This is a genomic window from Variovorax boronicumulans (genome assembly GCF_019352895.1).
GTDB lineage: Bacteria > Pseudomonadota > Gammaproteobacteria > Burkholderiales > Burkholderiaceae_C > Variovorax > Variovorax boronicumulans_A.
In genome coordinates, this window is record NZ_JAAAFX010000015.1 from 140,184 (window position 1) to 165,812 (window position 25,629).

21 protein-coding genes are annotated in these 25,629 nt (G+C 69.1%); 12 read left to right on the top strand and 9 right to left on the bottom strand.

What is annotated here, in order from left to right; all coding sequences use genetic code 11:
* Window positions 1-3 precede the first annotated feature (3 nt).
* The 10 genes from K0H49_RS30240 to K0H49_RS30285 all read left to right on the top strand — a co-directional run bounded on the left by K0H49_RS30240 (window position 4) and on the right by K0H49_RS30285 (window position 13,566).
* Window positions 4-939 carry an ABC transporter permease gene (locus tag K0H49_RS30240; protein ID WP_219220709.1) on the top strand — a complete coding sequence of 312 codons (936 nt, stop codon included), beginning with the start codon at window positions 4-6 and terminating at the stop codon, window positions 937-939.
* Window positions 940-979: 40 nt separating this feature from the next.
* On the top strand, window positions 980-2,683 hold the full coding sequence (locus K0H49_RS30245; protein WP_219220710.1) for an ABC transporter substrate-binding protein: 1,704 nt from the start codon (window positions 980-982) through the stop codon (window positions 2,681-2,683).
* A 68-nt stretch (window positions 2,684-2,751) separates the two neighbouring features.
* The gene (locus tag K0H49_RS30250; RefSeq protein WP_219220712.1) at window positions 2,752-3,720 is read left to right on the top strand and encodes an ABC transporter ATP-binding protein; all 969 of its coding nucleotides are present in this window, start codon (window positions 2,752-2,754) and stop codon (window positions 3,718-3,720) included.
* Window positions 3,721-3,760: 40 nt separating this feature from the next.
* Window positions 3,761-4,738, top strand: coding sequence for an ABC transporter ATP-binding protein (locus K0H49_RS30255; RefSeq protein ID WP_219220714.1), 978 nt, complete (start codon window positions 3,761-3,763; stop codon window positions 4,736-4,738).
* A 20-nt stretch (window positions 4,739-4,758) separates the two neighbouring features.
* On the top strand, window positions 4,759-6,504 hold the full coding sequence (locus K0H49_RS30260) for a long-chain-fatty-acid--CoA ligase (RefSeq protein WP_219220717.1): 1,746 nt from the start codon (window positions 4,759-4,761) through the stop codon (window positions 6,502-6,504).
* A gap of 142 nt (window positions 6,505-6,646) precedes the next feature.
* Window positions 6,647-7,849, top strand: a complete 1,203-nt coding sequence (locus K0H49_RS30265; protein ID WP_219220719.1) for an acetyl-CoA C-acyltransferase — start codon at window positions 6,647-6,649, stop codon at window positions 7,847-7,849.
* Window positions 7,850-7,875: 26 nt separating this feature from the next.
* Window positions 7,876-9,966, top strand: a complete 2,091-nt coding sequence (locus K0H49_RS30270; protein WP_219220721.1) for a 3-hydroxyacyl-CoA dehydrogenase NAD-binding domain-containing protein — start codon at window positions 7,876-7,878, stop codon at window positions 9,964-9,966.
* Between the two features lie 84 nt (window positions 9,967-10,050).
* Window positions 10,051-11,244, top strand: coding sequence for an acyl-CoA dehydrogenase family protein (locus K0H49_RS30275; RefSeq protein ID WP_219220723.1), 1,194 nt, complete (start codon window positions 10,051-10,053; stop codon window positions 11,242-11,244).
* Window positions 11,245-11,254: 10 nt separating this feature from the next.
* Complete coding sequence (locus K0H49_RS30280; RefSeq protein ID WP_219220725.1) at window positions 11,255-12,391, top strand: acyl-CoA dehydrogenase family protein; 1,137 nt, start codon at window positions 11,255-11,257, stop codon at window positions 12,389-12,391.
* Between the two features lie 128 nt (window positions 12,392-12,519).
* Complete coding sequence (locus K0H49_RS30285) at window positions 12,520-13,566, top strand: porin (protein WP_219220727.1); 1,047 nt, start codon at window positions 12,520-12,522, stop codon at window positions 13,564-13,566.
* An 86-nt stretch (window positions 13,567-13,652) separates the two neighbouring features.
* Here K0H49_RS30285 and K0H49_RS30290 read toward each other — a convergent pair whose 3' ends face one another.
* The 3 genes from K0H49_RS30290 to K0H49_RS30300 all read right to left on the bottom strand — a co-directional run bounded on the left by K0H49_RS30290 (window position 13,653) and on the right by K0H49_RS30300 (window position 16,603).
* Window positions 13,653-14,891 carry a TetR/AcrR family transcriptional regulator gene (locus tag K0H49_RS30290; protein ID WP_219220729.1) on the bottom strand — a complete coding sequence of 413 codons (1,239 nt, stop codon included), beginning with the start codon at window positions 14,889-14,891 and terminating at the stop codon, window positions 13,653-13,655.
* Between the two features lie 117 nt (window positions 14,892-15,008).
* Window positions 15,009-15,683 (bottom strand): alpha/beta fold hydrolase, encoded by a 675-nt coding sequence (locus K0H49_RS30295; RefSeq protein WP_219220730.1) that lies wholly within the window; start codon window positions 15,681-15,683, stop codon window positions 15,009-15,011.
* The gene (locus K0H49_RS30300; RefSeq protein ID WP_374122450.1) at window positions 15,680-16,603 is read right to left on the bottom strand and encodes an alpha/beta fold hydrolase; all 924 of its coding nucleotides are present in this window, start codon (window positions 16,601-16,603) and stop codon (window positions 15,680-15,682) included. The genes K0H49_RS30295 and K0H49_RS30300 overlap by 4 nt, the downstream gene beginning before the upstream one ends.
* A 374-nt stretch (window positions 16,604-16,977) precedes the next feature.
* On the opposite strand from K0H49_RS30300, the gene K0H49_RS30305 reads away from it, so the two are divergent.
* The gene (locus K0H49_RS30305) at window positions 16,978-17,529 is read left to right on the top strand and encodes a hypothetical protein (RefSeq protein ID WP_219220735.1); all 552 of its coding nucleotides are present in this window, start codon (window positions 16,978-16,980) and stop codon (window positions 17,527-17,529) included.
* On the top strand, window positions 17,526-18,020 hold the full coding sequence (locus K0H49_RS30310; protein ID WP_219220737.1) for a hypothetical protein: 495 nt from the start codon (window positions 17,526-17,528) through the stop codon (window positions 18,018-18,020). Before K0H49_RS30305 ends, K0H49_RS30310 begins: the two co-directional genes overlap by 4 nt.
* A gap of 18 nt (window positions 18,021-18,038) precedes the next feature.
* On the opposite strand, the gene K0H49_RS30315 is transcribed toward K0H49_RS30310, so the two are convergent.
* The 6 genes from K0H49_RS30315 to K0H49_RS30340 form a co-directional block, all read right to left on the bottom strand.
* On the bottom strand, window positions 18,039-19,442 hold the full coding sequence (locus K0H49_RS30315) for a hypothetical protein (protein ID WP_219220739.1): 1,404 nt from the start codon (window positions 19,440-19,442) through the stop codon (window positions 18,039-18,041).
* Window positions 19,439-21,157 (bottom strand): molecular chaperone HscC, encoded by a 1,719-nt coding sequence (locus tag K0H49_RS30320; protein WP_219220741.1) that lies wholly within the window; start codon window positions 21,155-21,157, stop codon window positions 19,439-19,441. Before K0H49_RS30320 ends, K0H49_RS30315 begins: the two co-directional genes overlap by 4 nt.
* 84 nt (window positions 21,158-21,241) lie before the next feature.
* Window positions 21,242-22,222 carry an ABC transporter substrate-binding protein gene (locus K0H49_RS30325; protein WP_374122451.1) on the bottom strand — a complete coding sequence of 327 codons (981 nt, stop codon included), beginning with the start codon at window positions 22,220-22,222 and terminating at the stop codon, window positions 21,242-21,244.
* A gap of 31 nt (window positions 22,223-22,253) precedes the next feature.
* Entirely contained in the window at window positions 22,254-22,583 is a 330-nt protein-coding gene (locus K0H49_RS30330; protein WP_219220746.1) for a 4Fe-4S binding protein, read from the bottom strand.
* Window positions 22,580-24,217: an FAD-dependent oxidoreductase gene (locus K0H49_RS30335; protein WP_219220747.1), complete on the bottom strand. Its 1,638-nt coding sequence runs from the start codon at window positions 24,215-24,217 to the stop codon at window positions 22,580-22,582. The genes K0H49_RS30330 and K0H49_RS30335 overlap by 4 nt, the downstream gene beginning before the upstream one ends.
* 100 nt (window positions 24,218-24,317) lie before the next feature.
* On the bottom strand, window positions 24,318-25,628 hold the full coding sequence (locus K0H49_RS30340; RefSeq protein ID WP_374122452.1) for an adenylosuccinate synthetase: 1,311 nt from the start codon (window positions 25,626-25,628) through the stop codon (window positions 24,318-24,320).
* Window position 25,629: the final 1 nt, after the last annotated feature.

The window sequence follows — 25,629 nt, forward strand, 5'->3', positions numbered from 1 at the left end:
AAGATGCAAGCCCATCCCGCCGTGACCGTTGCGCCCGTGGTGCCGGCGCCGAAGCCGGCCGCCAGCGGCCGCCCGGCGAGCACGAAGAAGAGCCAGCTGCGCTGGTTCGTGCGCAAGCTGTTCCGCGAGAAACGCCTGGGCGCGGCCGGTGCGGTGATCGCGCTGGTGTTCCTGTTCTTCGGCCTGTTCGCCGATGTGCTGGCGCCCTACGGCATGAACGAGGTGGACATGGGCGCGCGGCTGCAGTCGCCTTCATGGGGGCACCCCTTCGGCACCGACAACCTGGGCCGGGACCTGCTGTCGCGCTGCATCTACGGCGCGCAGATCTCGGTGGTCATCGGCCTGCTGGTGGCGGCCATCTCGACCTTCATCTCGGCCACCATCGGCATCGTCTCGGGCTACTTCGGCGGCAAGGTCGACATGGTGGTGCAGCGCTTCGTCGATGCGTGGATGAGCTTTCCGGGCCTGATCGTGCTGATCGTCGTGGCCTCGGTGTTCGGCTCGGGCATCACCCAGATCATCATCACGCTGGGCCTGCTGATCGGCATCGGCGGCTCGCGCATCGTGCGCAGCGCGGTGGTCTCGGTGCGCGAGGACATGTACATCCACGCCGCCAAGTCCATCGGCGCCTCGGCCCCGCGCATCCTCTGGCGCCACGTGCTGCCCAACGTGATCGCGCCGCTGATCGTGCTGTTCACCTCCAGTGTGGGCACGGCCATCCTGGCCGAGTCGGGCCTGTCCTTCCTGGGCCTGGGCGTGCCGCCGCCATACCCGACCTGGGGCGGGATGCTCTCGGGCAACGGCCGCACCTACATGCTGCAGGGTCCCTGGCTCGCGCTGGCGCCCGGCCTGTGCCTGACCCTGGTCGTCTACGCGATCAACGTGTTCGGGGATGCGCTGCGCGACATGCTCGATCCGCGGATGCGCGGCTCGCGCTGAGCCCCCGCACCCCACCCCAAAACAGAAGGAGACACAGGCAATGAAGATGATCAGGACTTTGCTCGCAGGCATCACGGGCATGGCGTTGGCCACGGTGGCCGGCCAGGCGATGGCGCAGGCGTCGACCGACACGCCCAAGTACGGTGGCACGCTCGACATCGCCACCACCAGCACCGGCGTCACGACCCTGTCGTGGGACCTGGCCGATTGGCAGGCCACGCTGCAGACGCGCGACACCGGCCAGTTCTACGAGCAGCTGTTCTCGGTCGACCTGGGCAAGGCCAAGAGCCGCGGCGGCAAGTACCCGTTCACCATCAGCGGCTGGCAGCCCAGCGACGCGATCCGCGGCGAACTGGCCGAGAGCTGGGAGTGGGTCACGCCGCTGGTGCTGGAGATCAAGCTGCGCAAGGGCGTGAAGTTCCCGGCCAAGGCCGGCGTGATGCCCGAGCGCGAGCTCACCGCCGAAGACGTGGTGTTCAGCTTCAACCGCATGAACACCAGCGCCAAGAAGACCCAGGGCTACTACGACCACATCGACAAGGTCAGCGCCAAGGACAAGGACACGGTGGTCTTCACCTTCAACAAGTTCCTGGCCGACTGGGACTACCGTTTCGGCAATGGCTTCTTCTCGGGCATCGTGCCCAAGGAAGTGGTCGATGCGGGCCCGGGCAACTGGAAGAACGTCAACGGCACCGGGCCCTTCATGCTCGGCAACGTGGCGCAGGGCAACTCGCTGACCTTCACCAAGAACCCGGTGTACTGGGACAAGGAAACCATCAACGGCACCGCCTACAAGCTGCCCTTCGTCGACAAGCTGGTCCACCGCGTGATCAAGGACGAGGCCACGCAGCAGGCCGCGCTGCGCACCGGCAAGCTCGACATCCTGTCCTCGATCTCCTCCGAGGCCGCGAAGGAACTCAAGAAGACCGCGCCGCAGGTCAAGTGGAACCGCTGGCTCAGCACCTCGGCCGCGCGCGTCGCGCTGCGCGTCGACACCAAGCCCTTCACCGACGTGCGCGTGCGCCGCGCGCTCAACATGGCGGTGAACAAGCAGGAAGTCATCGACAAGTTCTACGGCGGCGAGGCCGAGATGTTCGTGTTCCCGATGCATCCCGAGTACGTGGGCTACCACACGCCGCTCAAGGACATGCCGCCCGCGGTACAGGAACTGTTCAAGTACGACCCGGCCAAGGCGAAGAAGCTGCTGGCCGAGGCCGGCTACCCCAAGGGCTTCGCCTTCAAGATGCAGATCTGCACCTGCAACGCCGAGCAGATGGAGCTGATGCCACTGGTCGCGGCCTACCTCGAGATGGTGGGCGTGAAGATGGAGATCGTGCCGATGGAATACGGCGCGCACCTGTCGGCCATGACCACCCACACCAACGGCGCGGGCTACCTGACGACCATCCCCGACGTCAACCCGACCACCTCGCTGCGCATCAACTACGGCAAGGGCCAGGTCTACAACGCGCCGATGTGGGACGACCCCAAGTTCGATGCGCGCGTGGTCGATGCGCTGGGCGAGCGCGACGAGGCCAAGCGCCAGCAGATCCTGCGCGAGAGCACGGCCTTCATCCTCGAGCAGGCCCCGGCCATCTGGATGCCCGCGCCCTACCGCTACACGGCCTGGTGGCCCTGGGTGCGGAACTACGGCGGCGAGCTCTTCGTCGGCGCCGGCCGCAATGCGCCGATCCATGCCCGGGTCTGGATCGACCAGGACATGAAAAAGAAGATGGGTTTCTGAGCCAGAGAAGCCACGCCCGCTTCGCGGCACCCGCGAAGCGCCAGCCCACGATTGCAAAGGAGGCCACCATGGCCACTCCCGTTCTGCAGGTCAGAAACCTCACCACCCGCTTCAGGACCGAACGCGGCATGGTCACCGCGGTCGACGGCGTCTCGTTCGACGTGAACGCCGGCGAGACGCTGGCCATCGTCGGCGAGTCGGGCTCGGGCAAGAGCGTGACCGCGATGTCCATCCTGCGCCTGATCGCCTCGCCGCCGGGGCGCATCGAGCGCGGCGAGATCCTGTTCGACGGCCGGGACCTGCTCAAGCTCAGCGACGAGGAGATGCGCGCGGTGCGCGGCAACCGCATCGCGATGATCTTCCAGGACTCGATGTCCTCGCTCAACCCGTCGATCACCATCGGCAAGCAGATCGCCGAGCCGATCAACCTGCACCGCAACGCCTCCTGGGCCGAGGCCTACCGCAACGCCCGCGACCTGCTGAGCATGGTGCAGATCCCCGACGCGCAGAACCGGTTGTCGGCCTACCCGCACCAGTTCTCGGGTGGCATGCGCCAGCGCGCGATGATCGCGATGGCGCTGGCCTGCGACCCGCGGCTGATCATCGCGGACGAGCCGACCACCGCACTCGACGTGACCGTGCAGGCGCAGATCCTCGACCTGCTCAAGCAGCTCACACGCAAGGCGCAGACCTCGATGATCCTGATCACCCACGACATGGGCGTGGTCGCGCGCTATGCCGACCGCGTGGCCGTGATGTACGGCGGGCGCATCGTCGAGCAGGGCCCGGCGCGCGAGATCTTCAACCGGCCGACCCATCCCTACACGCGCGGCCTGCTGGCCTCGATCCCGCGCATCGACAGCGACACCGACCAGCCGCTGCAGGCCATCGAGGGCATGCCGCCGGATCTCTCGGCACTGCCCGCGGGCTGCGCCTTCGGCCCGCGCTGCCGGCAGGCCACGGCCGAATGCGCCGCGGCGCGTCCGCCGCTGACCCCTGTGGGCGAGTCCCACGTCAAGGCCTGCTTCAACACCTGAAGCACGTCGTCTCCGTTCCAACCCATCTGAAGAAGGCGTCATGGAAGACATCCTGAAAGTCGAAAACCTGCAGATCCACTTTCCCGTGATGAAGGGCGTGGTGTTCAAGAAGCAGGTCGCCACGGTCAAGGCCGTGGACGGCGTGTCGTTCTCGGTCAAGCGTGGCGAGACCCTGGGCGTGGTGGGCGAGAGCGGCTGCGGCAAGTCCACCACCGGGCTGGCGCTGATGCACATGCTCGCGACCACCAGCGGCCGCATCCTGTTCGAAGGGCAGGACGTGACCAGCTTCTCGCGCGACCAGGTCAAGCAGTTCCGCCGCCGCGTGCAGATGGTCTACCAGGACCCGTACGGCTCGCTCAACCCGCGCATGAAGGTGCGCGACATCATCGGCGAGCCGCTCGAGGTGCACGGCCTGGACAAGGACCGCGAGAAGTACGACCAGCGCATCGCCGAACTGCTGCGCATGGTCGGCCTGCTGCCGGACATGGCCGACCGTTACGCGCACGAATTCTCGGGCGGGCAGCGCCAGCGCATCGGCATCGCGCGCGCGCTGGCGCTTGAGCCCAGCCTGATCGTCTGCGACGAGCCGGTGTCGGCACTCGACGTGTCGATCCAGGCCCAGGTCATCAACATCTTCAAGAGCCTGCAGAAGCGCCTGGGCCTGACCTACGTCTTCATCGCCCACGACCTGGCGGTGGTGCGCCACATCAGCGACCGCATCGCCGTGATGTACCTGGGCCGGGTGGTCGAGATCGCCTCGCGCGACGACCTCTACAAGAGCCCCAAGCATCCCTACACCCAGGCGCTGCTGTCGGCGGTGCCGGTGGCCGACGTGGACGCCGAGCGCGACAAGGAACGCATCGTGCTCAAGGGCGAGATCCCGAGCCCGCTGCGCATTCCGTCGGGCTGCCGCTTCCACACCCGCTGCCCGGCCGCGATGGACAAGTGCAGGACGCAGGACCCGGCCATGAGCGAGCACGGCGGCGGCCATGCCGTGGCCTGCCACCTGTACACGTGAACACCCCCAACGGAGACCCCATGGCTGCCCAGACCTTCCCCGAGTTCAGCACCAATTACCCGCTGCTGCTGACGACCTTCATGAAGCGCCCGGTGCGCTACTACCCCGACCAGATCGGCGTGGTGTACCGCAACCACGTGACGGGCGACTACCAGCGCTTCACCTGGCGCGCCTGGTACGAGCGCGTGTGCCAGCTCTCGCATGCGTTGCAGGGCCGGCTCGGCGTCAAGCCGGGCACGCCGGGCGCGCTCGGCGACCGCGTGGGCACGATGGCCTACAACACCCATCGCCACCTCGAGCTCTACTACGCCGTGCCCTGCATCGGCGCCACGCTGCACCCGATCAACATCCGGCTGTCCGAGGACCACATCGTCTACACGATCAACCACGCGCAGGACTCGGTGATCTTCGTCGACGACGTGGTGCTGCCGCTGCTGGAGAACATCTACGAGCGCATCAAGGACACGGTGCAGGTGTTCGTCTACATGTCGGACAAGCCCGGCCTGCCCGAGACAAAGCTGCCCAACCTGATCGAGTACGAGACGCTGATCGCGGGCGAAGCCAGGGACTTCGACTGGCCCTACCTGGCCGAGGACACCACCGCCACGCTGTGCTACACGACCGGCACCACCGGCCAGCCCAAGGGCGCGAACTTCACCCACCGCCAGCTCTACCTGATGACGCTGCACGGCATGGCGCGCCAGAGCATCGTCAACACGCCGGGTTTCGTCGCGGTCGAGCGGCTGGGCGAGAACGCTGTGCCGATGCTCAACACGCCGCTGTTCCACATCCACGGCTGGGGTGCGCCCTTCACCACGGTGTTCAGCGCGCAGAAGGTGGTGCTGCCCGGCACCTTCACCGTGCGCGGCTTCTGCGAGCTGGTCGACCGCGAGAAGGTCACCTCGGTGGGCATCGTGCCGACCATCGCGGCCATGCTGCTGGAGTTCAAGGACTTCGACAAGTACGACCTGAGCAGCCTGGTCAACGTGGGCGTGGGCGGCGGTGCGCTGCCGCTGGGCCTGAAGACCAAGCTCGAGAAGGCCATCCCGCATTTCCGCGCCGGCTCGGGCTACGGCATGACCGAGACCGCGCCGGTGTCGATCGGCGCCTTCGTCAAGAAGCACATGGTGCAGTGGCCCAAGGAGGCGATCGACGAGGTGATGGTCAAGACCGGGCTGCCGTCGCTGGGGCTGGAGGTTGAGGTGGTCGACGGCCAGGGCGTGCCGGTGCCGTGGGACAACAAGACCGTGGGCGAGATCGTGATCCGCGGGCCCTGGGTGATGAAGGAATACTACAAGGCGCCCGAGCGCACCGCCGAGGTCTGGTACGACGGCTGGTTCCACACCGGCGACCTGGCCAAGGTCGACGAGGAGGGCTTCGTGATCATCGCCGACCGCCTCAAGGACGTGATCCGCAGCGGCGCCGAGATGGTGCCCACGGTGCTGCTCGAGAACCTGATCGCCATGGCCGACTTCGTGGTCGAGGCGGCGGTGGTCGGCGTGCCCGACCCGGTCTGGGGCGAGGTGCCGATGGCATTGGTGAGCCTGCGGCCCGGCTCGGACGCGACCGAGAACGACGTGGTCGACTTCCTGATCGAGCACGGGGTGGACACCGGGAAGATCACCAAGTGGATGCTGCCGCGGCTGGTGGCGATCACGCCGGCGATCCCCAAGACCAGCGTCGGCAAGTACAACAAGAAGGCCATTCGGGACAACCTGCAGCAGTTCCTCGCGACCGCCAAGGACACCAGCCGCCAGCCTGCTTAGCTCTTTCATGGCGGGCTGAAGAGCCCGTCCTTTTTCCACTCAGCGATGGTTTTTCAAGTCGCCCCGCGCGGGCGCCGGGGAGGCCTTGCGCCGAAATCTTCTCATCGACGTTTTTTTCTCATTGAATGGACAGGAGTCAGACATGCGTGAAGCCGTGATCGTTTCGACCGCCCGTACCCCGATCGGCAAGGCCTTTCGTGGTGCGTTCAACAACACCCAGGCGCAGGAGCTCGGCGCGCATGCGATCTCGCATGCGGTCCAGCGCGCCGACATCGACCCCGCCTTGATCGAGGACGTGGTCATGGGCTGCGCGGCCCAGCAGGGCACGAGCGGCGGCAACACCGCGCGCCAGAGCCTGCTGCGCGCGGGCCTGCCGCAGACCGTCGCGGGCATGACCATCGACCGCATGTGCTCCTCGGGCCTGATGGGCATCGCCACCGCCGCCAAGCAGATCGTGGTCGACGGCATGCAGGTGACCGTGGGCGGCGGGCTGGAGTCGATCTCGCTGGTGCAGTCGGGCAAGCCCAACACGCACCGGGCGCGCGACCCCTACCTGCAGGCCAACATCCCGCAGCTCTACATGGCGATGATCGAGACCGCCGAGATCGTGGCCGAGCGCTACGGCATCTCGCGCGAGGAGCAGGACGCCTACGCGGTCGAGTCGCAGGCCCGCACCGCCCAGGCGCAGCGCGAGAAGCGCTTCGACGCCGAGATCGCACCCATGTCGACGGTGATGACGCTCACCCACAAGGTCTCGGGCGCGGTGTCGGAGAAGCCCATGACCATTTCGGCCGACGAAGGCAACCGCCCCGGCACCACGCTGGAAGACCTGCAGAAGCTCAACCCGGTGTTCAAGGACGGGCAGGTGGTCAAGCAGGGCCGCTTCATCACCGCGGGCAATGCCTCGCAGCTGTCCGACGGGGCCTCGGCCATGGTGCTTGTGGAGGCCCAGGAGGCCCAGCGCCGCGGCATGGCGCCGCTGGGCGCCTACCGCGGCATGGCGGTGGCCGGCTGCAATCCCGACGAGATGGGCATCGGGCCGGTGTTCGCGATCCCGAAGCTGCTCAAGCTGCACGGGCTGTCGATCGACGACATCGGCATCTGGGAGCTCAACGAGGCCTTCGCCTGCCAGGTGCTCTATTGCCGCGACAGGCTGGGCATCCCGAACGACCGGCTCAACGTCTCGGGCGGCTCGATCTCCATCGGCCATCCCTTCGGCATGTCGGGCGCGCGCATGGCCGGCCATGTGCTGATCGAGGGCAAGCGCCGCGGCGCCAGGTACGGCGTGGTGACGATGTGCGTCGGCGGCGGCATGGGTGCGGCCGGGCTGTTCGAGATCTATTGAGAGACCGCATTCCACAGGAGACATCCATGGCCAAGATCAACAACGTGACGAGCTATTCCATCATCGACGGCGTCGGGGTGATCGTGCTCGATTCCCCGCCCGTCAACGCTCTGTCGGCGGCGGTGCGCGACGGCATCCATGCCGCGGCGCAGTCGGCGATCGCCGATCCCGCGGTGAGCGCGATCGTGCTGCGCTGCGACGGCAGCACCTTCATCGCGGGCGCCGACATCACAGAGTTCGGCAAGCCGCCGGCCGGCGTGGGCCTGGCCGAGGTGCTGCGGGTGCTGGAAGATTCGCCCAAGCCGGTGGTGGCCGCGATCCACGGCACGGCGCTGGGCGGCGGGCTCGAGACCGCGCTGGTGTGCCACTACCGCATCGCGGTGCCCAGTGCGCGCATGGGCCTGCCCGAAGTGAACATCGGCCTGCTGCCCGGCGCGGGCGGCACGCAGCGGCTGCCACGCATCGTCGGGCCCGAGGTGGCGCTGGAGCTGATCACCTCGGGTGCGATGGTCAAGGCCGCCGATGCGCTGCAGAGCGGGCTGATCGACGAACTCGCGCCGGAGGACGACCTGCAGGGCGCGGCCATCGCGCTGGCCCGGCGCGTGGTGGCCGAGAAGCGGCCGTTGCGCAAGGTGCGCGACCTGAACGAGAAGGTCGAGGCCGCGCGCGCGCGCCCCGAGCTCTTCGATGCCTTCCGCCAGGCCAATGCGAAGAAGTTCCGCGGCTTCGAGGCGCCCGAGAAGATCGTGCAGTGCATCGAGGCCGCGGTGCGGCTGCCTTTCGAAGAGGGGTTGCAGCTCGAGCGCCGGCTGTTCGCCGAACTGCTCAAGGGCGAGCAGTCGGCGGCGCAGCGCCACTACTTCTTCGCCTCGCGCCAGGCCTGGCAGGTGCCCGGGCTGGCGAAGGACGCGGCGATCCTGCCGGTCAGGACGGTGGGCGTGATCGGCGCCGGCACCATGGGCGCGGGCATCGCGATGAACTTCCTCAACGTGGGCATCCCGGTCCATATCGTCGAGACCCGGCAGGAGGCGCTGGACCGCGGCCTGAAGACCATCCGCACCAACTACGAGAACACCGCCAAGAAGGGGCGGCTCAAGGTGGAGGCGATCGAACAGCGCATGGCGCTGGTCAGCGGTTCGCTGGCGCTGGAAGACCTGGCGCAGAGCGACCTGGTGATCGAGGCGGTGTTCGAGAACATGGAAGTGAAGAAGGACATCTTCGGCCGGCTCGACCGCATCGCCAGGCCCGGCGCGATCCTGGCGTCGAACACCTCGGCGCTGGACCTCAACCAGATCGCCTCGGCCACCGCGCGGCCCGAATCGGTGATCGGCCTGCACTTCTTCTCGCCGGCCAACGTGATGAAGCTGCTGGAAGTGGTGCGCGGCGACAAGACCTCCGACAGCGTGATCGCCACCTCGATGCAGCTGGCGAAGAAGATCGGCAAGGTCGCGGTGCTGGTGGGCGTGTGCCAGGGCTTCGTCGGCAACCGCATCCTGGCGCAGCGCCAGCGCGAGGCCAACCAGCTGATCCTCGAGGGCGCGATGCCCTGGGCGGTCGACCGCGTGCTCTACGGTTTCGGCTTCCCGATGGGCCCGTTCGCGATGAGCGACCTCGCCGGCCTGGACCTGGGCTGGAACAAGGAGAAGTCCTCGGGCTCGACCCTGCGCGAGGTGCTGTGCGAGATGGACCGGCGCGGCCAGAAGACCGGCGCGGGCTTCTACGACTACGACGAGAAGCGCACGGCGGTGCCGTCGAAGCTGGTCGAGGACGCGATCCGTGCCTTCGCGCAGAAGAAGGGCATCGCCACGCGCGAGATCTCCGACGAGGAGATCCTCGAGCGCTGCATCTACCCGATGGTCAACGAGGGCGCCAAGATCCTGGAGGAGGGCATCGCGATCCGCGCCTCGGACATCGACGTGGTCTGGGTCAACGGCTACGGCTGGCCGGTCTACCGCGGCGGCCCGATGGCCTACGGCGATGCCGTGGGCCTGCCCAAGGTGCTGGCCAAGATGCAGGAGTTCGAGTCCCGCTACGGGCCGCAGTTCAAGCCCTCGAAGCTGCTCGAGGAACTGGTGGCCAGCGGCCGCAGGTTCAGCGACCTGAACACCACGAAATAAGTCCACGCAACGTCCGCTTCAGAGACGGCCTTCGGGCCGCCTCCGGGGAAGGCTTTGCCCAATTTTTCAACCAAGGAGTCGATCATGGATCTGGAGTACAAAGAGGAAGACCTTCGTTTTCGCGAAGAAGTGCAGACCTTCTTTCGCGAGAACGTGCCCAAGGAGCTCAGCGACAAGGTGCGCGCGCGCCGCCACCTGCAGCGCGAGGACGCGGTGCGCTGGCACAAGATCCTGGCCAAGAAGGGCTGGATCGCGCCGGGCTGGCCGGTGCAGTACGGCGGCACCGGCTGGAGCGCGATGCAGCGCCACATCTGGGCCGAGGAGTACGCGCTGGCCTATGCGCCGCCCACCCTGTCCTTCGGCCTGAACCTGCTGGCGCCGGTGCTGCTGGGCTTCGCCAGCGAGGAGCAGAAGCAGCACTACCTGCCGCGCATCTACAACGCCGAGGACTGGTGGTGCCAGGGCTACTCGGAGCCGGGCGCGGGTTCGGACCTGGCCTCGCTCAAGACCCGCGCGGTGCGCCAGGGCGACCACTACATCGTCGACGGCCAGAAGACCTGGACCACCCTGGGCCAGCATGCCGACATGATCTTCTGCCTGGTGCGCACCAGCACCGAAGGCACCAAGCAGTCGGGCATCTCCTTCCTGCTGATCGACATGAAGACGCCGGGCATCACGGTGCGCCCGATCATCACGCTGGACGAGGCGCACGAGGTCAACGAGGTCTTCTTCGACAACGTGAAGGTGCCGGTGGCCAACCTGATCGGCGAGGAGAACAAGGGCTGGACCTACGCCAAGTACCTGCTGGGCCACGAGCGCACCGGCATCGCCGCCATCGGCAATTCCAAGCGCGAGCTCAAGGTGCTCAAGCGCCGCGCCACCCAGGCGCAGCGCAACGGAAAGCCGCTGCTGCAGGACCCGCATTTCGCCGCCCGCATCGCCGACGTCGAGATCGAACTCATGGCGCTGGAGATGACCGCGCTGGGCCTGGTGGCCGACGGCGCGAGCAGCAAGATCGGCCCCGAGGCCTCGCTGCTCAAGGTCAAGGGCACCGAGATCTCGCAGGAGATCAGCGAGATGCAGCTCGAGGCCGCCGGCCCGGGCGGGCTGGCCTTCGACCCCGAGTACCTCGACGGCAAGCGCGCGCATGCCATCACCGGCCAGGACGACATCGCCCCGCTGGCCGCGCACTACTTCAACCTGCGAAAGATCACGATCTTCGGTGGCTCCAACGAGGTCCAGCGCAACGTGATTTCCAAAATGATTCTGGGCCTTTAAGGAGACGACCATGGACTTCCGCCTTTCCGAAGAACAGCAGCAGTTTTCCGACTCGCTGCGCCGCTGGATCGAAAAAGACTACGCCTTCGAGGCCCGCCAGAAGATCATCCATTCCGAGACCGGGGCTTCCGCCTCGGCCTATGCCGCGCTGGCCGAACTCGGTGCGCTCGCGCTCGCGGTGCCCGAGGACGCGGGCGGCATGGGAGGCAGCTCCGAGGACCTGATGATCGTGATGAAGGAAATCGGCCGCGGCCTGGTGGTCGAGCCCTACTTCGCGACCGTGCTGGCAGCCGAGTTCCTCAAGCTCGGCGGCGCCCACCAGCCGCTGCTCGAGCGCGTGGCCACGGGCGATCTCAAGCTGGCCTGCGCGCTCAGCGAGAACGGTTCGGGCCACGAGCTGTCCAACATCGGCACCCTCGCGCGCCAGGACGGCGACGGCTTCGTGCTCGACGGCGCCAAGTGCGCGGTGGTGCATGGCGGCCAGGCCGAAGGCTTCGTGGTCTCGGTGCGCACCGGCGGCGAGCAGCGCGACGTCGACGGCATCACGCTGCTGTACGTGCCGCGCAATGCGCCGGGCCTGACGGTCACCGACTACCGCACCTTCGACGGCCAGCGTGGCGCCGACCTGCGCTTCGAGAAGGTGCGCGTCGCCGCGTCGGATGCCATCGGCCCGGTCGGGCAGGGCTGGGAGATCCTCGAGGCCGTGACCGACTTCGGCGTGGCGCTGCTGTGCGCCGAGGCGGTCGGTGCGATCGAGGCGGCCAACGCGCTCACGCTCGACTACCTCAAGACGCGCAAGCAGTTCGGCGTGCCGATCGGCACCTTCCAGGTGCTGCAGCACCGCATGGCCGACATGTACATCCATCAGGAGCAGGCCCGGTCGATCACGGTCCTGGCCGCGGTCAAGGTCCAGACCGCCTCGGCGGCCGAGCGGCGCAAGCTGGTCTCGGCGGCCAAGGTGCGCGTGGGCAAGGCCTTGAAATTCGTCGGCCAACAGGCCGTCCAGATGCACGGCGGAATGGGCATGACCAACGAGATGTCCATCTCACATTACTTCAAGCGGCTGACCGCCATTGAGATGACGCTGGGCAACACCGACTTCCACCGAAGTCGCTTCATCAGTCAGCCCGAGTTCGCGGCTCACTGATCTTTCTCTCGTTGTCACGCGGCTGGGCCAGTGCCCGGGAAGACCGCGAGTGCGGAAGCGCTTGCTGGGCTTTCCGGGGCTGGCCTTTGTCCATTTGTTCGCATCGATTTCAGTCAAGGAATTTCGTGATGAAGAAAATGGTGGTGACTTGGATGGTGTTGGCGGCCTCGGCCGGCTCTGCGTACGCGCAGTCGTCGATCCGGCTCTCCGGCTCCGTCTACGGTGGATTGGGTTTCAACAGCGGAGGCGATGGCGTGGTGCGCACGGCCCTGACGGGCCCCTCGTCCTTCATGTTCAGCGGCAGGGAGGACCTGGGCGGCGGGCTGGCGGCGATCTTCAAGCTGGAGAACGGCTTCAATGCCGACACCGGCACGATGGCCGGCGGGACGACCTTCTTCGACAAGCAGGCCTTCGTCGGGCTGCAGGGCGACTGGGGCACGGTGCGCGCGGGCCGGGTCTACACGCCGGCCTTCGCCACGCTGGCGCTGGTGGCCGACCCCAGCGGCACCTACTCGGTGCTGACCAGCACGAACCTGATGGAGAGCCACGGCGTGCGCCTGAACAACGGCGTGATCTACAACACGCCGGGCTTCGATCCCTGGACCTATGCGCGCAGCGGCTTCTACGGCGCGGTGGCGCACTATTTCGGCGAGTCCACCGAGGGCAGTTCGCGCAACAACGCCACCGGCTGGAACGTCGGCTATGGCGAGGGGCCGCTGGTCGTCGAGCTCTCGCACCAGGCGACCAACGCCTACACCTCGGCGGTGCAGGACGTGGATTCGCGCAGCACCATCGTGGCGGCCAACTACGACTTCGACGTCGCACGGGCCTACATCGCGTACGCGGAGAATTCTGCGCGCAACACCGTGGCCGGCATCAAGACCAAGGACAACAACGACCTGCTGCTCGGGGTCTACATCCCGATCGGGGTGTCCGCGGTGACGGTCTCCTATGTGCGCAAGAACGACAAGATGCCGGTCAACAACGATGCGTCGGTGATCGGTGCGACCTACGACTACTTCCTGTCCAAGCGCACCAAGTTCACCGTCGGCTACGCCAAGCTGCACAAGAAGAACCCGTCGAGTCCGCAACGGCTGGCCAACGGCTACACGGGCACGACGGCGGCCAATGGCGGCACCTCGGCGCTGACGCTGGGCATCACGCACCGGTTCTAGGCCGGCCCAAGCCACTTCCAGGCCGGTCTACCAAGGCGGCCTGGCGGTGGTTCGCCGCTGCGATGCCGCGCGCGCGAGCGCGCGGCTCATTCGTTGCAGATGCCGAAGAACAGCGGTTTCAGATAGAGCGCGAGCGCATCGCTCTTCTCGGAGCCGGGCACCCATCGGTCGAGCGTCATGGAGCCGTTGATCATGCCCACCACCATCCAGGCCGCGATGGCCTGGTGCGTGGGGCGCAGCGACCCGTCCATCATCCCGGTGGCCAGGAAGTCCATGACGGTTTGCGTCAGCTGGCGCAGGGGCTGGATCTGGTCGTAGAACTGGCTGAGGTTCGACAGCTCGGTCCAGGCGGTGATGCGCAGCAGCGGCCCGCGCGGCGAGAAATGGTGGCTGATCAGCGAGCGCGCCAGCGCGGCCAGCTTGTCTCCGCCCGTGCCTTCGCCGCTCAGTGCAGCGGCCTGCATGCCTTCGACCACCGCCAGCGTGCGGCTCACGCATTCGGCGAACAGGTCGTCCTTGCTGGGGATGTGGTGGTAGAACGAGCCCTTGGTCACGCTCATGCGCGCGGAGATCCGGTCGATGGACGCGCCGTTGTAGCCCACCTCGTTGACCAGGCTGATCGCGGCCGCGAGGAAGCCGTGGTTCGAGGGCTCGGGCAACTGGATGGACGATACGCGCTGGTCCAGCGCCGTCGGTGCCCACACGGTGCCCGGCGCGACCAGGCCATTGATCAGCACGTCGCACATGTAGGCGGCCACGCGCCCGTAGGAGGAAACGCTGAAGTTGGGCAGCCAGGTGCGGGTCCACAGCGTGGAGGTCAGCAGCAGGTGCGTGCGGGCGTTGAGCGACATCCGGTTCTCGGACGTGACCGGGCCCGTGGCCAGCAGGCTGCGCACACGACGGAACATGTCGCCGTAGGCCGAGAAGATGATCTTGGTGTAGCTCGCATCGAGCTCGCCCACGTCGCGGAAGGACATCATGGCCGGATAGTGGCCCTCGGCTGCCGCGGCCACCTTCTTCCAGCGCTCGACCACGAACAGGTTGACGCGTTCCTCGGGCGTGTCCGCGGTGGCGCACTGGCCGGCGATTGCGGAGATGGTGCTGGTCGTGTGCATCAGGCACTCGAAGACCAGGTCTTCCTTCTTCTTGAAGTAGTAGGTGATGCTGTTGGTGCTCAGCCCCACCTGCGTCGCCACCTCGGCCAGCGTCGTGCCCTTGAGGCCGTTCTCGTCGAACAGCTTGGCCGCGGCATCGAGGATGGCCTCGCGCTTTTGTTTGTAGCGCCCCGTCATGCGGTCGCCGGCTTCAGCGGTGGGAGGAGTCATGGTCGCGAGTGAAGGGTGTGCCGATCGCACATCTGCTGGGAGGGCGGCGGTGAGGCGGCATTCTAGGGGTGAGGCACCCCGTGGTGTGGGCGAACGGCGGCGTGGCGGCGCAGGGCCTCATGCCGCGGCCACGGGGCGCTGCGGCGCCGCATAGGCCCGCCATGCCTGCTGCGCCGCGACGGGCTGGCAACCCAGCAGGTCGATGACGGCACGCAGCCAGGGCGGCTGCTCGCGCGTGCACACCGTGATGGGGTGCGGCAGGTGCGAGCGCTGCGAGGCCAGGTGCGCGAAGTGCGCGGCGTACTCGGGCGGTCGGGCGTCGGTGGCGAGTTCGGCGATGGCGAAGGGGTCGGGCGGCGCGGGTTGCGTGGTGTCGACGAGCGGGATGTAGGGGGTGGAGGCGCTGCAGGTGCCGGCCATGCCGGGGCCGTCGAGCAGGATGGCGCCGAGCACGCGGTCGGGCCGTGCGCCGGCGATGAGCAGGGCGACGTAGGCGCCCAGGCCGCGGCCGCAGACGGTGGCGGGGCCGATGTGGGCGAGGGCGATGTCGACGTCGCCCATGAGGACTTCGCAGCTGTAGCCGCCGCCGGCGGGGATGGAGGATTGGCCGTGGCCGGTGAAGTCGAGGGCGTGGACCGGGCCGGGCCAGCCGTCGTAGGTGGCGGGGAGATGGGCGGCCTGGGATTCGCCCAGTCCATGCAGCAGCAGCAGGGGATGGCTGTCGGGCTGCAGGGCGGGGCGCAGGCGGTGCAGGGCCAGGCGGATGCGTCCGTGCGGGAGGAATTCGGTCATGGGCGAAGGAAGTCGACGATCAGCTCGGCGGTCTCGCGCGGGCGCTCGATGTGGATGAAGTGGCCGGTGTCGGGCATGGCGATGCCGCGCGCCGACGGCGGCAGGAAGGGCGCGAGGTCCTCGAGGCTGCAGTCCCAGCCCATGGGTTCGGAGATGGTGCTGAAGAGCGCCAGCAGCGGCACGGGAAAGCCGGGCAGCCGGTCGGTCATCCAGCGCGAGCGCATGGCGCCGAAGCCGCCGGGGCGGATTGCGGGGTCGAGCTTCCAGCGCCAGCCATCGGCGTCGTGCTGCGCGCCCTGGGTCACGAGGTAGCACAGCCATTCGTGGCTCAGCCGCGGGTTCATGCGGGCGCGGCGGCGCGCGATGTCCTGCAGCGGCGAGGGCTTGCGCTCGGCCGAGGCCGCGGTGTGGCGATGGGCCAGCCAGTTGCCGATGATCTCGGGCGACATGTAGCGCCGCTCGTGCATCGCGGTGTCCGGGTGCGGGCTGCGGTAGGGCATGCCGTCGATGCAGGCAAAGCGCGTGAAGCGATGCGGCAGGGCCTCGATGGCGTGGATCAGCAGCGAGCCGCCCTTGCTGTGGCCGATCACGGGCATCGGCTGGCGCGTGACCGAATCGGCGACCGTGAGCAGGTCGCGCTCGTCGGCGACCCAGCCGTAGAGGGCCGCATGCGAGGAGTCGCCGTGGCCGCGCTGGTCGTAGGCGACCACGCGAAAGCCCGCGTCGGCGATCAGCGGGGCGAAGACGTCAAAGGTGCGCGCGAAGTCGAGCGCGCCGTGGACCAGCAGCACGGGTGGTGCGTCGGGCGCGCCCCATTCGTAGCAGGCCAGGCTCACGCCGTTGGCATCGACGCGGCGCTGGCGGTCGGGTGCGCGTGCACCCGGGTAATCAAGGAAGCGGGCCTCCTCCGACGCGAACACCGGGGGCTGAGGTCGTGCGGGGAGCGCGACGGCGGACGGAGTGGAAAGAGGCATATGGGGTTGAGAGTATGGAGGTTTCTGAAGAAGGGCTTCGCATGAACAGCGGAGTAAGCTGCGGTTTTGGATCGGAATAATTCCTAAATTTACGCGAAGGGTACGATTATTGGTGTTGATGGTATGGAAATATTTGGCACTTCGCAAATTTCCTTCAGAAGCGGATTGCGTTGTGAAGGGGTAACTACTGTTTCAAAGGTATGCCGGATCGACAGTCCGTTACATCAAGTGCCGGTGCGGCAGGGGATGCCGACACGGCGCCACCTTCCCATCCCTTAGAGTTCCTCCCGTGTTTCATCAGTGAAATCAGGGAGAACGCCATGAAGCGTCGTGGGTGGATGGTTTGGGGCTGGGTGCTGGCGGCTGCCGCGACCAGCGGTTGCAGTTCGCTGCTGGCGGAAGGCGGCTCGGCCGGCGCCGGCATCTTGGGCGGTTCGCTGGCCAGCGCGGTGACCGACAACGCCGGCGTGGCGTCGGGCATCGGCATCGGGGTGCAGGCCGCGACGCGCGCCGGCATCCAGTACGGGCAGCGCAAGGTGCACAGCGAGGCGCAGCAGCAAATCGCACAGGTCGCGGGCGCCCTGCAGGTCGGTCAGGTCAAGCCCTGGCATACGGTGCTGTCGATGCCGATCGAGGACGAAGAGGCGGGCCGGGTCACGGTCAGCCGGCTGATCAGCCAGGGCGCGCTCGAGTGCAAGGAGATCGTGTTCTCGGTCGACCGGCGCACGCGCCGGGCCGCGGACGCTTCGGCGCCCGCCACGACGACGGCCATGGCCAACGCCTTCTACGTCGCGGCCATCTGCCGCAACGGCACCCGCTGGGACTGGGCCTCGGCCGAGCCGGCCACGGCGCGCTGGGGAGCCTTGCAATGAGGGCGCGCGCGCGGGCGGCGGCGGCCGGCGCCGCGGCCTGGCTGCTGTGCGGCTGTTCGTCCATCGGCGGCCTCTCGGGCGGTGTCGCGGGCCTGGCTTCGGGCGCGGCCACGGCCAACCCGGGCGTGGGCATCGCGGTCGGCATCGGGGTCAAGGCCGCCGTGGACGCCACCGTGAAGACCGTGCTGCGCGACTGGAGCGACGAGGAGCAGACCCGCATCGCCACCGCGATCGGCGCCACGGCCGTGGGCCAGCGCGGCGCCTGGGACGTGGTGCATTCGCTGCCCTACAGGAATGCGCACGGCGACTTCACCGTGCTGCGCGCCTTCGAGACGCCGCTGGCGAACTGCAAGGAGGCGCTGTTCACCGTGGCCGACGGCAACACCCCGGCCACGCGGCCCGCCTTCGTGACCACGGTGTGCCGCGGCGACGCCGGATGGCGCTGGGCGCTGGCCGAGCCGGCCGTGGAGCGCTGGGGCGCGCTGCAGTAGCGCCTCCGCGTTTTCTTTCTATTTGCCCGCCGCGTCGAGCTTCAGGCAGCGCTGCGCTTCCTCGGGCCGCCCGGCCGCCAGCGCCGCCGCGCGCTCGGCCCGCAGGCAGGCCATCAGCGTGTCGTCCTTGCGTGACCACAGGCCCTTGTCCTGGCAGCGGATGGCGCGCGTGGCGAGCAGGGCCACCGCGTCGTTGTCGCCGACCTGCAGCCAGTTGGACTCGTGCACGAACTCCTCGGCGCTTTCGCAGCTGTCGCGGGTCACGGCGCCGGTGAACTCGTAGGCCAGCACCGCTTCGGGCGTGGCGGGCGGTGCACCGATGCCGGTCTTGCCCTGCGCCGCGGCCACGGTGGGCGATGCGGGGCTGCCGAGGAAGCGGGTCATCAGGCCCGAGAGCACGGCCGTGACCAGCACCAGCACGAAGAGGCCGCCGACGACCGTGTTCAGCGTCTTGCGGGGCGTGCCGAAGTGACGCTCCCTGCGTGCGGCCTGGCGCGCCCACCGGGGCGCGAGCTTCGCATGCACCGCCTGCCATGCCGGCAGGTGCGCGTGGCCCTGCGCGTCGAGGTGCAGCGCGAACCAGTCGGGGAAGTCGCTGGCCAGGTGCTCGAGCACCTCGGCGAAGCGGCGTGTCTGTTCCGCCTGGGGCGAGGGCACGCGCGCGACCGTGGCCAGCGCCTGCTGCTGGAGCGCGATCGCCGCCGGCGTCTGCGCCTGCCATTGCAGGCCCTGGTTGATCACGCGCGAGATCCACTGCGCGGCCTGGGTGCTGGCAATCGGCCGGGCGTTGCGGTCGGTCCAGTGGAAGCGCCGGGCCGAGGTGTCGAACAGCACGGCGCGGCCGGCCGGGTTCTCGTGCAGCAGGCCGGCGATGCGGGCTTCGAGCTGCGCATGGCTGTCGAGGTGCAGCAGCCGCGGGTCGGTCAGCGCCTCCTCGAGCAGGGCCGCGACGGCGCCGGGGGCGGCGTCGCGCAATTGCGTGCTCCAGTGCTGCAGGGCCTGGCGCGTCTCGTCGGGGCGCTGCGGCGGCGGCACGGGCGCCGCGGGTGACTGGGCAGGCGGCGGTGCGAACGGCGCGGTTGACTGGGCAGGTGGCGGTGCGAACGGCGCGGGCGCATCCGGCGTCTCGGGGCCGGCCGGGGCGTGGGTGCCGGCGGGCGCCTCGTCGTCCCGGTGCCCGCCGTCCTCCTCCTCGTCGCTGTCCTCTTCGTCGTCTTCCTGCTCTTCTTCCTCCTCCTCCTCCTCCCCGCGCGCGGCCCAGGCCAGCGCCTGCTCGTAGGCCTGGCGCAGCCGCTCGAAGGCCTCGCGCTCGTGGGTCTGGTCGATGGCTTTCAGCGCGACCGCATAGGCGCGCTTGATGGTCCTGGCGTCGCGGGTCGGCGCGATGCCGAGGTGCTCGAAGGCGGCGGTCACGGCGCTCAAAACACGAAGTCCGGGTCGAAGTGGCTGTCGCGCTCGAAGAAGCCGATGGCCTTGCGCAGCCGCTCGCGCGCGGGGCGGATCTGCCGCTCGTCCTGCGATTCCAGCGTGAGCTCGAAGCGCGAGATCTCGTCGCCCAGCCGCTCGCGCGCATCGGCGCGCAGCTGCTGGAACACGCGCTCGGCCTGCGCCACCAGCGCCCGGTTCTCGGCCTTGTCGCGCGGATGGATCTTGAGCTCGGCCAGTTGCGCGAGCCGCGTGGCGATCTCGAATTCGCTCAGCACGCCGCTGTTGCCCTGGATCACCAGCCGGTGCACTTCCTGCGTGGCCAGCACGGTGGCTTCGACCTCCAGCAGGCCGTTCACGTCGTAGGTGAAGCGCACCTCGACGTTGGCTTCGGCGCGCGGGCCCTGGGGCAACGGCACTTCGAGCATGCCGAGCTTGATGTTGTCGCGCACCAGCCGCGCTTCGCCCTGGAAGATCTCGAGGGCGAGCATGCGCTGGCCTTCGCGCACCGGCACGTAGCGCTTGACGCGGCTGGCCGGCACCACGGTGTTGCGCTCGATGATGGGCGAGAAGTAGCCGTCGACCTCGCCGCCGCCGGGCATGCGGTGCACGGTCTCGACGCCCAGCGTGTAGGGGCAGACGTCGGTCATCACGACTTCCTTGAGCGCCGCGTCACGCGCCTTCAGGCCGGCCATCACGGCCGCGCCCAGCGCCACCACCTCGTCGGGGTTGATGTCCATCGCGGGGAAGCGGCCGAACATGCGCGTGACCATCTGGCGCACGATGGGCGAGCGGGTCGCGCCGCCGGCCAGCACCACGTTGTCGATCTCGCCGGCGCGGATGCTGGCGTCGCGCAGCGCACGTTCGACCGGCGCGCGCAGCCGGGCCAGCAGCGGCTCGCTGATCGCGCGGAAGCGCTCTTGCGTCAGCACCAGCGTGTGCTCGCGGTCGCGCCAGTGCAGCGCGAGGGTGGCGCTCTCGTGGTCCGACAGCGCGCGCTTGGCGACTTCGGCGCGCGCCACCAGCTGCTGCATGAACGCGCCGTCGGCGCGTGCCGTTTCAGGCAGGCCGGTCTCGGCGAAGAACAGCTGCACGATCTCGTTGACGAAGTCCTCGCCGCCGAGGAAGTTGTCGCCGGCGGTCGCGCGCACCTCCATCACGCCCTCGAACATCTCGAGGATCGAGACATCGAAGGTGCCGCCGCCCAGGTCGAACACCAGGAACTGGGTCGCGTCCTCGTCCTGGTGCAGGCCGTAGGCGAGCGCGGCGGCCGTCGGCTCGTTGACCAGCCGCTCCACCTGCAGCCCGGCGAGCTGGCCCGCGATGCGCGTGGCCTTGCGCTGGCTGTCGGAGAAGTAGGCGGGCACGGTGATCACGGCCTCGGTCACGGGCTCGCCCAGCATGGCTTCGGCATCGGCCTTGAGCGAGCGCAGCACCAGCGACGAGAGTTCCTCGGCGCGGAAGCTGCGCGCGCCGAGCTGGAAGGTCTTGTCGCTGCCCATGTAGCGCTTGAACAGCGCGGCGGTCTGTTCGGGATGCGTCTGCAGCCGGTCGCGCGCGGCCTGGCCGACCAGCACGCTGCCGTCTTCGTCGATGCTCACGCAGGAGGGCGTGAGGTAGGCGCCCAGCGCGTTCACCACCAGGTGGGGGCGGCCGTCCTTCCAGACGGCGGCCAGGCTGTGGGTGGTGCCCAGGTCGATGCCGATGATCATCGGTGTGGTCCTCGTGTGTGCTGCGGGTGGCAAGGCCACCATGATGCCGCACGCGCGTGGCGAGGCCGGGTCGGGACGGCAGGATCAGGCGTCGTTCACTCGCCAGTCGTCGAGCGAGAAATCCTTGTCGATCAGCTTCTCGCTCAGCAGGAAGCGCTTGACCTCGCCCAGCAGCGCCAGGCCTTCGGCCGGGTAGGCGACGTCGGGAAACTGCGAGAGCGGGTGCGAGATCTTCACCACCTCGAGCGGGAAGCCGCTGACCTCGGCATGGAAGTCGAAGTAGGCGTCGCTGCGGCGCCGGATGTCCTGCAGCGCGGTGTGGCGCGCGCGGGTCCAGGCGGCGGGCAGGCCGGGCGCGGCGGCCAGCGTCTTCTGCGAGGCGATGATCACCTGCGTGCCGCGCAGTGTCGGATGCTGGTCGGCCTGGTCGATCACCGGGTAGCCGCGCGAGGCCAGCAGCGGGCCGACGTCGGTCTGCGCCGCGAAGGCGGCGATCGAGCCCCGGTCGAGCGCGGCCTCGCTGTCGCGCGGGAACATGTGGATCACCTTGACCGACTTCTGCAGGCCGTGTTCCTTGAGCAGGCCCAGCACGTAGCGGTGCATGTAGGAGCCGCGCGCCACGCCGATGGTCTGGCCTTCGAGTTCCTTCACGCTGCGCACGCCGCCGCGCGGCGTGAGCAGCCAGACGTTCATGCCCACGGTGTCGAAGCCGATCAGCTGCGCGTCGAAGCCGCGTGCGCGCGCGACCACGGCCGGCGTGTCGCCGTAGATGCCCACGTCGAGCACGCCCGAAAGAAAGGCCTCGTTGAGGTCGGGCCCGTTGGGGAAGTTGCGCGTGACGATCTCGCGGATGCCCAGCGGCGCGAGTTCCTTCAGCAGCCCGCCTTCGCGCAGTGCCCAGCCGGTGGCGGCCGCGGGCTTCTTGCCCGGGCCGATGTAGCCCAGGCGCAGCACGCCGTTCGCGCTTTGGGGTTGGGCGATGGCAAGGCCGGGCAGGGTGCTGGCCGCGGCGGCGCCGAGTGCGCCCTGGAGCAGGCGGCGGCGGGTGGGGGATGAAGCGTTCACGTTGAAAGAGGGGAGGAAAGGGGAAGGCGGTTCAGTGCGCGCGGCCCAGCAGGTGGAAGCTGGCATCGTCCGACGCGGTCGATTGGCGCCCGCGGCCCCAGCCGACGGCGCTGCGGTAGCTGCCCATCAGCGCGGCGGTGGCGGGTTCGCGCTCCTCGGCGGTGGCTCGGCGGTCGGCGATGGGCGCGACGTACAGCGCGTCCTCGGGGCAGTAGAGCTCGCACATGAAGCAGGTCTGGCAGTCGTCCTGGCGCGCGATGCGCGGCGGGCCGCCGGCCACGGCTTCGAACACGTTGGTCGGGCAGGCGTTGACGCAGATGTTGCAGGCGGTGCAGCGCTCGGCGCTGATGAGCTCGATCACGCCGTCACCTCCGACGCGGATTCGGCATGCACCGCCTGCCGCTGCACCCACACCTCGTCGAGCCCGCCGCTGAGCAGCCGGTGCTGCTGTGACGGGTCGAGCGCGCCGTGCTCGCGCCGCCGGTGCATGCCGCGGGTTTCGGTGCGCTGCAGCGCGCTGCGGTACATCCAGCGCGCCGTGGCGAGCATGGCCGCGGCTTCGCGGGCGCGCACCGCGTCGGCGGCGGTGGGCGCCGGTGCGCTGGTACGCAGCTGCGCCCACAGCGCATCGAGCCGCGCCAGCGAAGCGTCGAGCACCTCGCCCTGGCGGAACCAGTTGCGTTCGTAGGGAAAGACTTCGTCCTGCACGGCGCGCACCACGGCGTTGCTGTCGAAGGGCATTGCGCCGCGCGTGTTCAGCGCCACGCCGCCCGCGCGCAGGGCCAGGCGTTGGGCGCCCGCGCTGCGTGCGTCCTTGCCGAAGGCGGCCGCACCCGCGCCGGCCCAGAAGCCCGAGGACAGCGCCCAGGCCGCGTTGTGGCTGCCGCCGCCGGTGAAACCGCCGCAGATCAGCTCGCGCGTGGCCGCATCGCCCGCGGCGTAGAGGCCGGGCACCGAGGTGGCGCAGCTGTCGTCGACCAGGTTGAGCCCGCCGGTGCCGCGCACCGTGCCTTCGAGCCGCAGCGTCACGGGGAAGTGCTGGGTGAAGGGGTCGATGCCCTGGCGGTCGAAGGAGACGAAGAAGTTGGGTTGCGCGGTGCGCATCCAGGCGCGGATCTGCGCGTCGGCGCGGTCGATGCAGGCGAACACCGGCTGCGTCTGCAGGGTCTGCGCGATGATGCTGCGCCCGCGCGAGGAGCCTGCCCCTTCGACGGGTTGGCCGTCGCGGTCGTAGAAGGTGGCCCAGTTGTAGAACAGCGACTTGGTGACCGACGAAAAGGCCGGCCCCAGGCCGTAGGCGTTGGAGAACTCCATGCCCGACAGCGAGGCGCCGACCTCGGCCGCCATCAGCTGGCCGTCGCCGGTCAGCACGTTGCAGCCCAGCGCCTTGCTCAGGAAGGCGCAGCCGCCGGTGGCGATCACCACCGCGCCGGCACGCACCACCCAGGTCTCGCCGCTCTGGCGGTTGACGCCGGTGGCGCCGCAGACCGTGCCGTGCTCGTCGACCAGCAGCTCCAGCGCGGGGCTGTGGTCGAGGATGCGCGCGCCGGATGCCTTGACCCGCTTGCGCATCAGCCGCATGTATTCGGGGCCCTGCAGCGAGTTGCAGCGCAGCTGGCCTTCGTCGTCGGTGGGGAAGGGGTAGCCCCATTCCTTGAGCCGCTCGACGTTGTCCCAGGTCTGGGCCAGCACGCGGTCCATCCAGGCGTGCTCGGCCAGGTGGCCGCCCATGGCGAAGCGCGCGGCCTTGGCGTCGGCGCGCGCCGTGCCCTCGGGCGAGACGTGCCACAGGCCCGTGCCCGAGGGCGCGGTGGCGCCCGAGGTGCCGCAGAAGCCCTTGTCGGCGAGCACCACGCGCGCGCCCTGCGCCGCAGCGCTCACCGCGGCCCAGGTACCGGCCGGGCCCCCGCCGATGACGAGCACGTCGGCCTCGTGGCGGCGCTGGCCGTCGTTGGTCGAAAGTGCCGAGTGCTGGAGGAAATCGCGTGCGCCCATGGGGAAGATCGCCTGTATGTCGTGAGACAGCGACCCTACCCAGCGCCGCGATGGCGGCCAAGGAAGTTTTCCGAGGATCGATATGCGCGGATCGGCGGGCTCAGGCCCGAACGTGCGCGGAGGTGGGGCCGAACGACGTCAGCTTCACCGGCAGCCCGGCCAGCGATTGCACGCGTTCGATCCATTGCGCGGGCGTGGACACGGGCACGGCGTCGTATGTGGGCTCGGCACGCAGCAGCCGCTGGGTCAGCGCGGCCTGCGCATCGAGGTCGGGCACGGGCGAGCAGGGCAGGGCGCGCACCGGGTCGGGCTCGCCATCGATCCGGTAGGCCTCGCACCACCGCAGCGGATGGGCTGCATCGATCGCATCGAGGTGGCTTGCGACCAGGCCGTCGAGCCGGCCGACGGCCTGCAGCGCATACGCCCACAGCAGCGCATCGGGATGGCCGCGGCGGAAGCGGCCCTGCCAGCCGGTGTCGGCGTTGTGCGGCTCGGGCAGGCGGTCGAGCGCGGCATCGGCCGTAGGCAGCGGGCCGGCGCCATGGCGCGTGAGGTGGCTGCGCAGCACGCCCAGGTGCTCGACGCGCGCGGCGATGCCGGCGTCGCCCAGCACATCCTCCACCGCCTGCGTCGAGACCGTGCTCCAGGTGGTGTGCGGATGGAAGCCGCGCGCTTCGTCGAGCAGCACGCCCTGCGCGCCCTCGAACACCACGCAGCCCGGCCGGGCGAGCCGCGCGGCCACCGCGTCGACCGAGGCCGGCGGTGCGCGTTCGAGGCAGGGCTGCACCGCGGCCAGCCAGCGCCGCGCCACCTGCGGGCTCGCCAACAGCGCGAACTCCTGGGCCCATGCGGCGTGTGGCGGCGCGTGCGATGCGAATTCGTCGTGCAGCGCGCGGCGGATGGCTTCGAGCGTTTCGAGTGCGCGCGCCGGATGCCGCAGGTCGCCATAGCGCAGCACGGTGTCGGGCTGCGCCAGCGCCTGGCGCACCGTCTCGCCGACGCCCACGCCGCAGCTGCCATGCGCCTGCGCGCCGCGCGCCCATTCGCGCAGCCGGCCCGCGGCCTGGTGGAAGGGCGTGGTGACGCGGCAGCGCGCGTCGATCTGCAGGCGCGCGAAGGCATCGTGCACGCCGGCTTTTTCCAGCGCCGCGTGCTCCATCAGCAGCCCGGTCGGATGCACGATCACCGGGCTTGCGAGCAACGTGGCCGTGCCGGGCACGAAGCTGCCGGCGCCGAACTGCGAGAAGGTGTGGTGCCGGCCGTCGGCCAGCACCACGTTGTGGCCGGCCTGCGCGCCGCCGTTGAAGCGCACGACGGTGTGGGCGGCCTCGGTGCGGCAGAGGTGGTCGGTGAACAGGCCCTTGCCGCAGTCGCCGAAGCCCAGGCCCAGCAGCGAGACGTAGCGCGTCACC

Excerpts from the sequence above, each read along its gene's own strand:
- K0H49_RS30240 (WP_219220709.1), top strand. The coding sequence starts at position 4 with ATGCAAGCCCATCCCGCCGTGACCGTTGCGCCCGTGGTGCCGGCGCCG.
- K0H49_RS30245 (WP_219220710.1), top strand. The coding sequence starts at position 980 with ATGAAGATGATCAGGACTTTGCTCGCAGGCATCACGGGCATGGCGTTG.
- K0H49_RS30250 (WP_219220712.1), top strand. The coding sequence starts at position 2,752 with ATGGCCACTCCCGTTCTGCAGGTCAGAAACCTCACCACCCGCTTCAGG.
- K0H49_RS30255 (WP_219220714.1), top strand. The coding sequence starts at position 3,761 with ATGGAAGACATCCTGAAAGTCGAAAACCTGCAGATCCACTTTCCCGTG.
- K0H49_RS30260 (WP_219220717.1), top strand. The coding sequence starts at position 4,759 with ATGGCTGCCCAGACCTTCCCCGAGTTCAGCACCAATTACCCGCTGCTG.
- K0H49_RS30265 (WP_219220719.1), top strand. The coding sequence starts at position 6,647 with ATGCGTGAAGCCGTGATCGTTTCGACCGCCCGTACCCCGATCGGCAAG.
- K0H49_RS30270 (WP_219220721.1), top strand. The coding sequence starts at position 7,876 with ATGGCCAAGATCAACAACGTGACGAGCTATTCCATCATCGACGGCGTC.
- K0H49_RS30275 (WP_219220723.1), top strand. The coding sequence starts at position 10,051 with ATGGATCTGGAGTACAAAGAGGAAGACCTTCGTTTTCGCGAAGAAGTG.
- K0H49_RS30280 (WP_219220725.1), top strand. The coding sequence starts at position 11,255 with ATGGACTTCCGCCTTTCCGAAGAACAGCAGCAGTTTTCCGACTCGCTG.
- K0H49_RS30285 (WP_219220727.1), top strand. The coding sequence starts at position 12,520 with ATGAAGAAAATGGTGGTGACTTGGATGGTGTTGGCGGCCTCGGCCGGC.
- K0H49_RS30290 (WP_219220729.1), bottom strand. The coding sequence starts at position 14,891 with ATGACTCCTCCCACCGCTGAAGCCGGCGACCGCATGACGGGGCGCTAC.
- K0H49_RS30295 (WP_219220730.1), bottom strand. The coding sequence starts at position 15,683 with ATGACCGAATTCCTCCCGCACGGACGCATCCGCCTGGCCCTGCACCGC.
- K0H49_RS30305 (WP_219220735.1), top strand. The coding sequence starts at position 16,978 with ATGAAGCGTCGTGGGTGGATGGTTTGGGGCTGGGTGCTGGCGGCTGCC.
- K0H49_RS30310 (WP_219220737.1), top strand. The coding sequence starts at position 17,526 with ATGAGGGCGCGCGCGCGGGCGGCGGCGGCCGGCGCCGCGGCCTGGCTG.
- K0H49_RS30320 (WP_219220741.1), bottom strand. The coding sequence starts at position 21,157 with ATGATCATCGGCATCGACCTGGGCACCACCCACAGCCTGGCCGCCGTC.
- K0H49_RS30335 (WP_219220747.1), bottom strand. The coding sequence starts at position 24,217 with ATGGGCGCACGCGATTTCCTCCAGCACTCGGCACTTTCGACCAACGAC.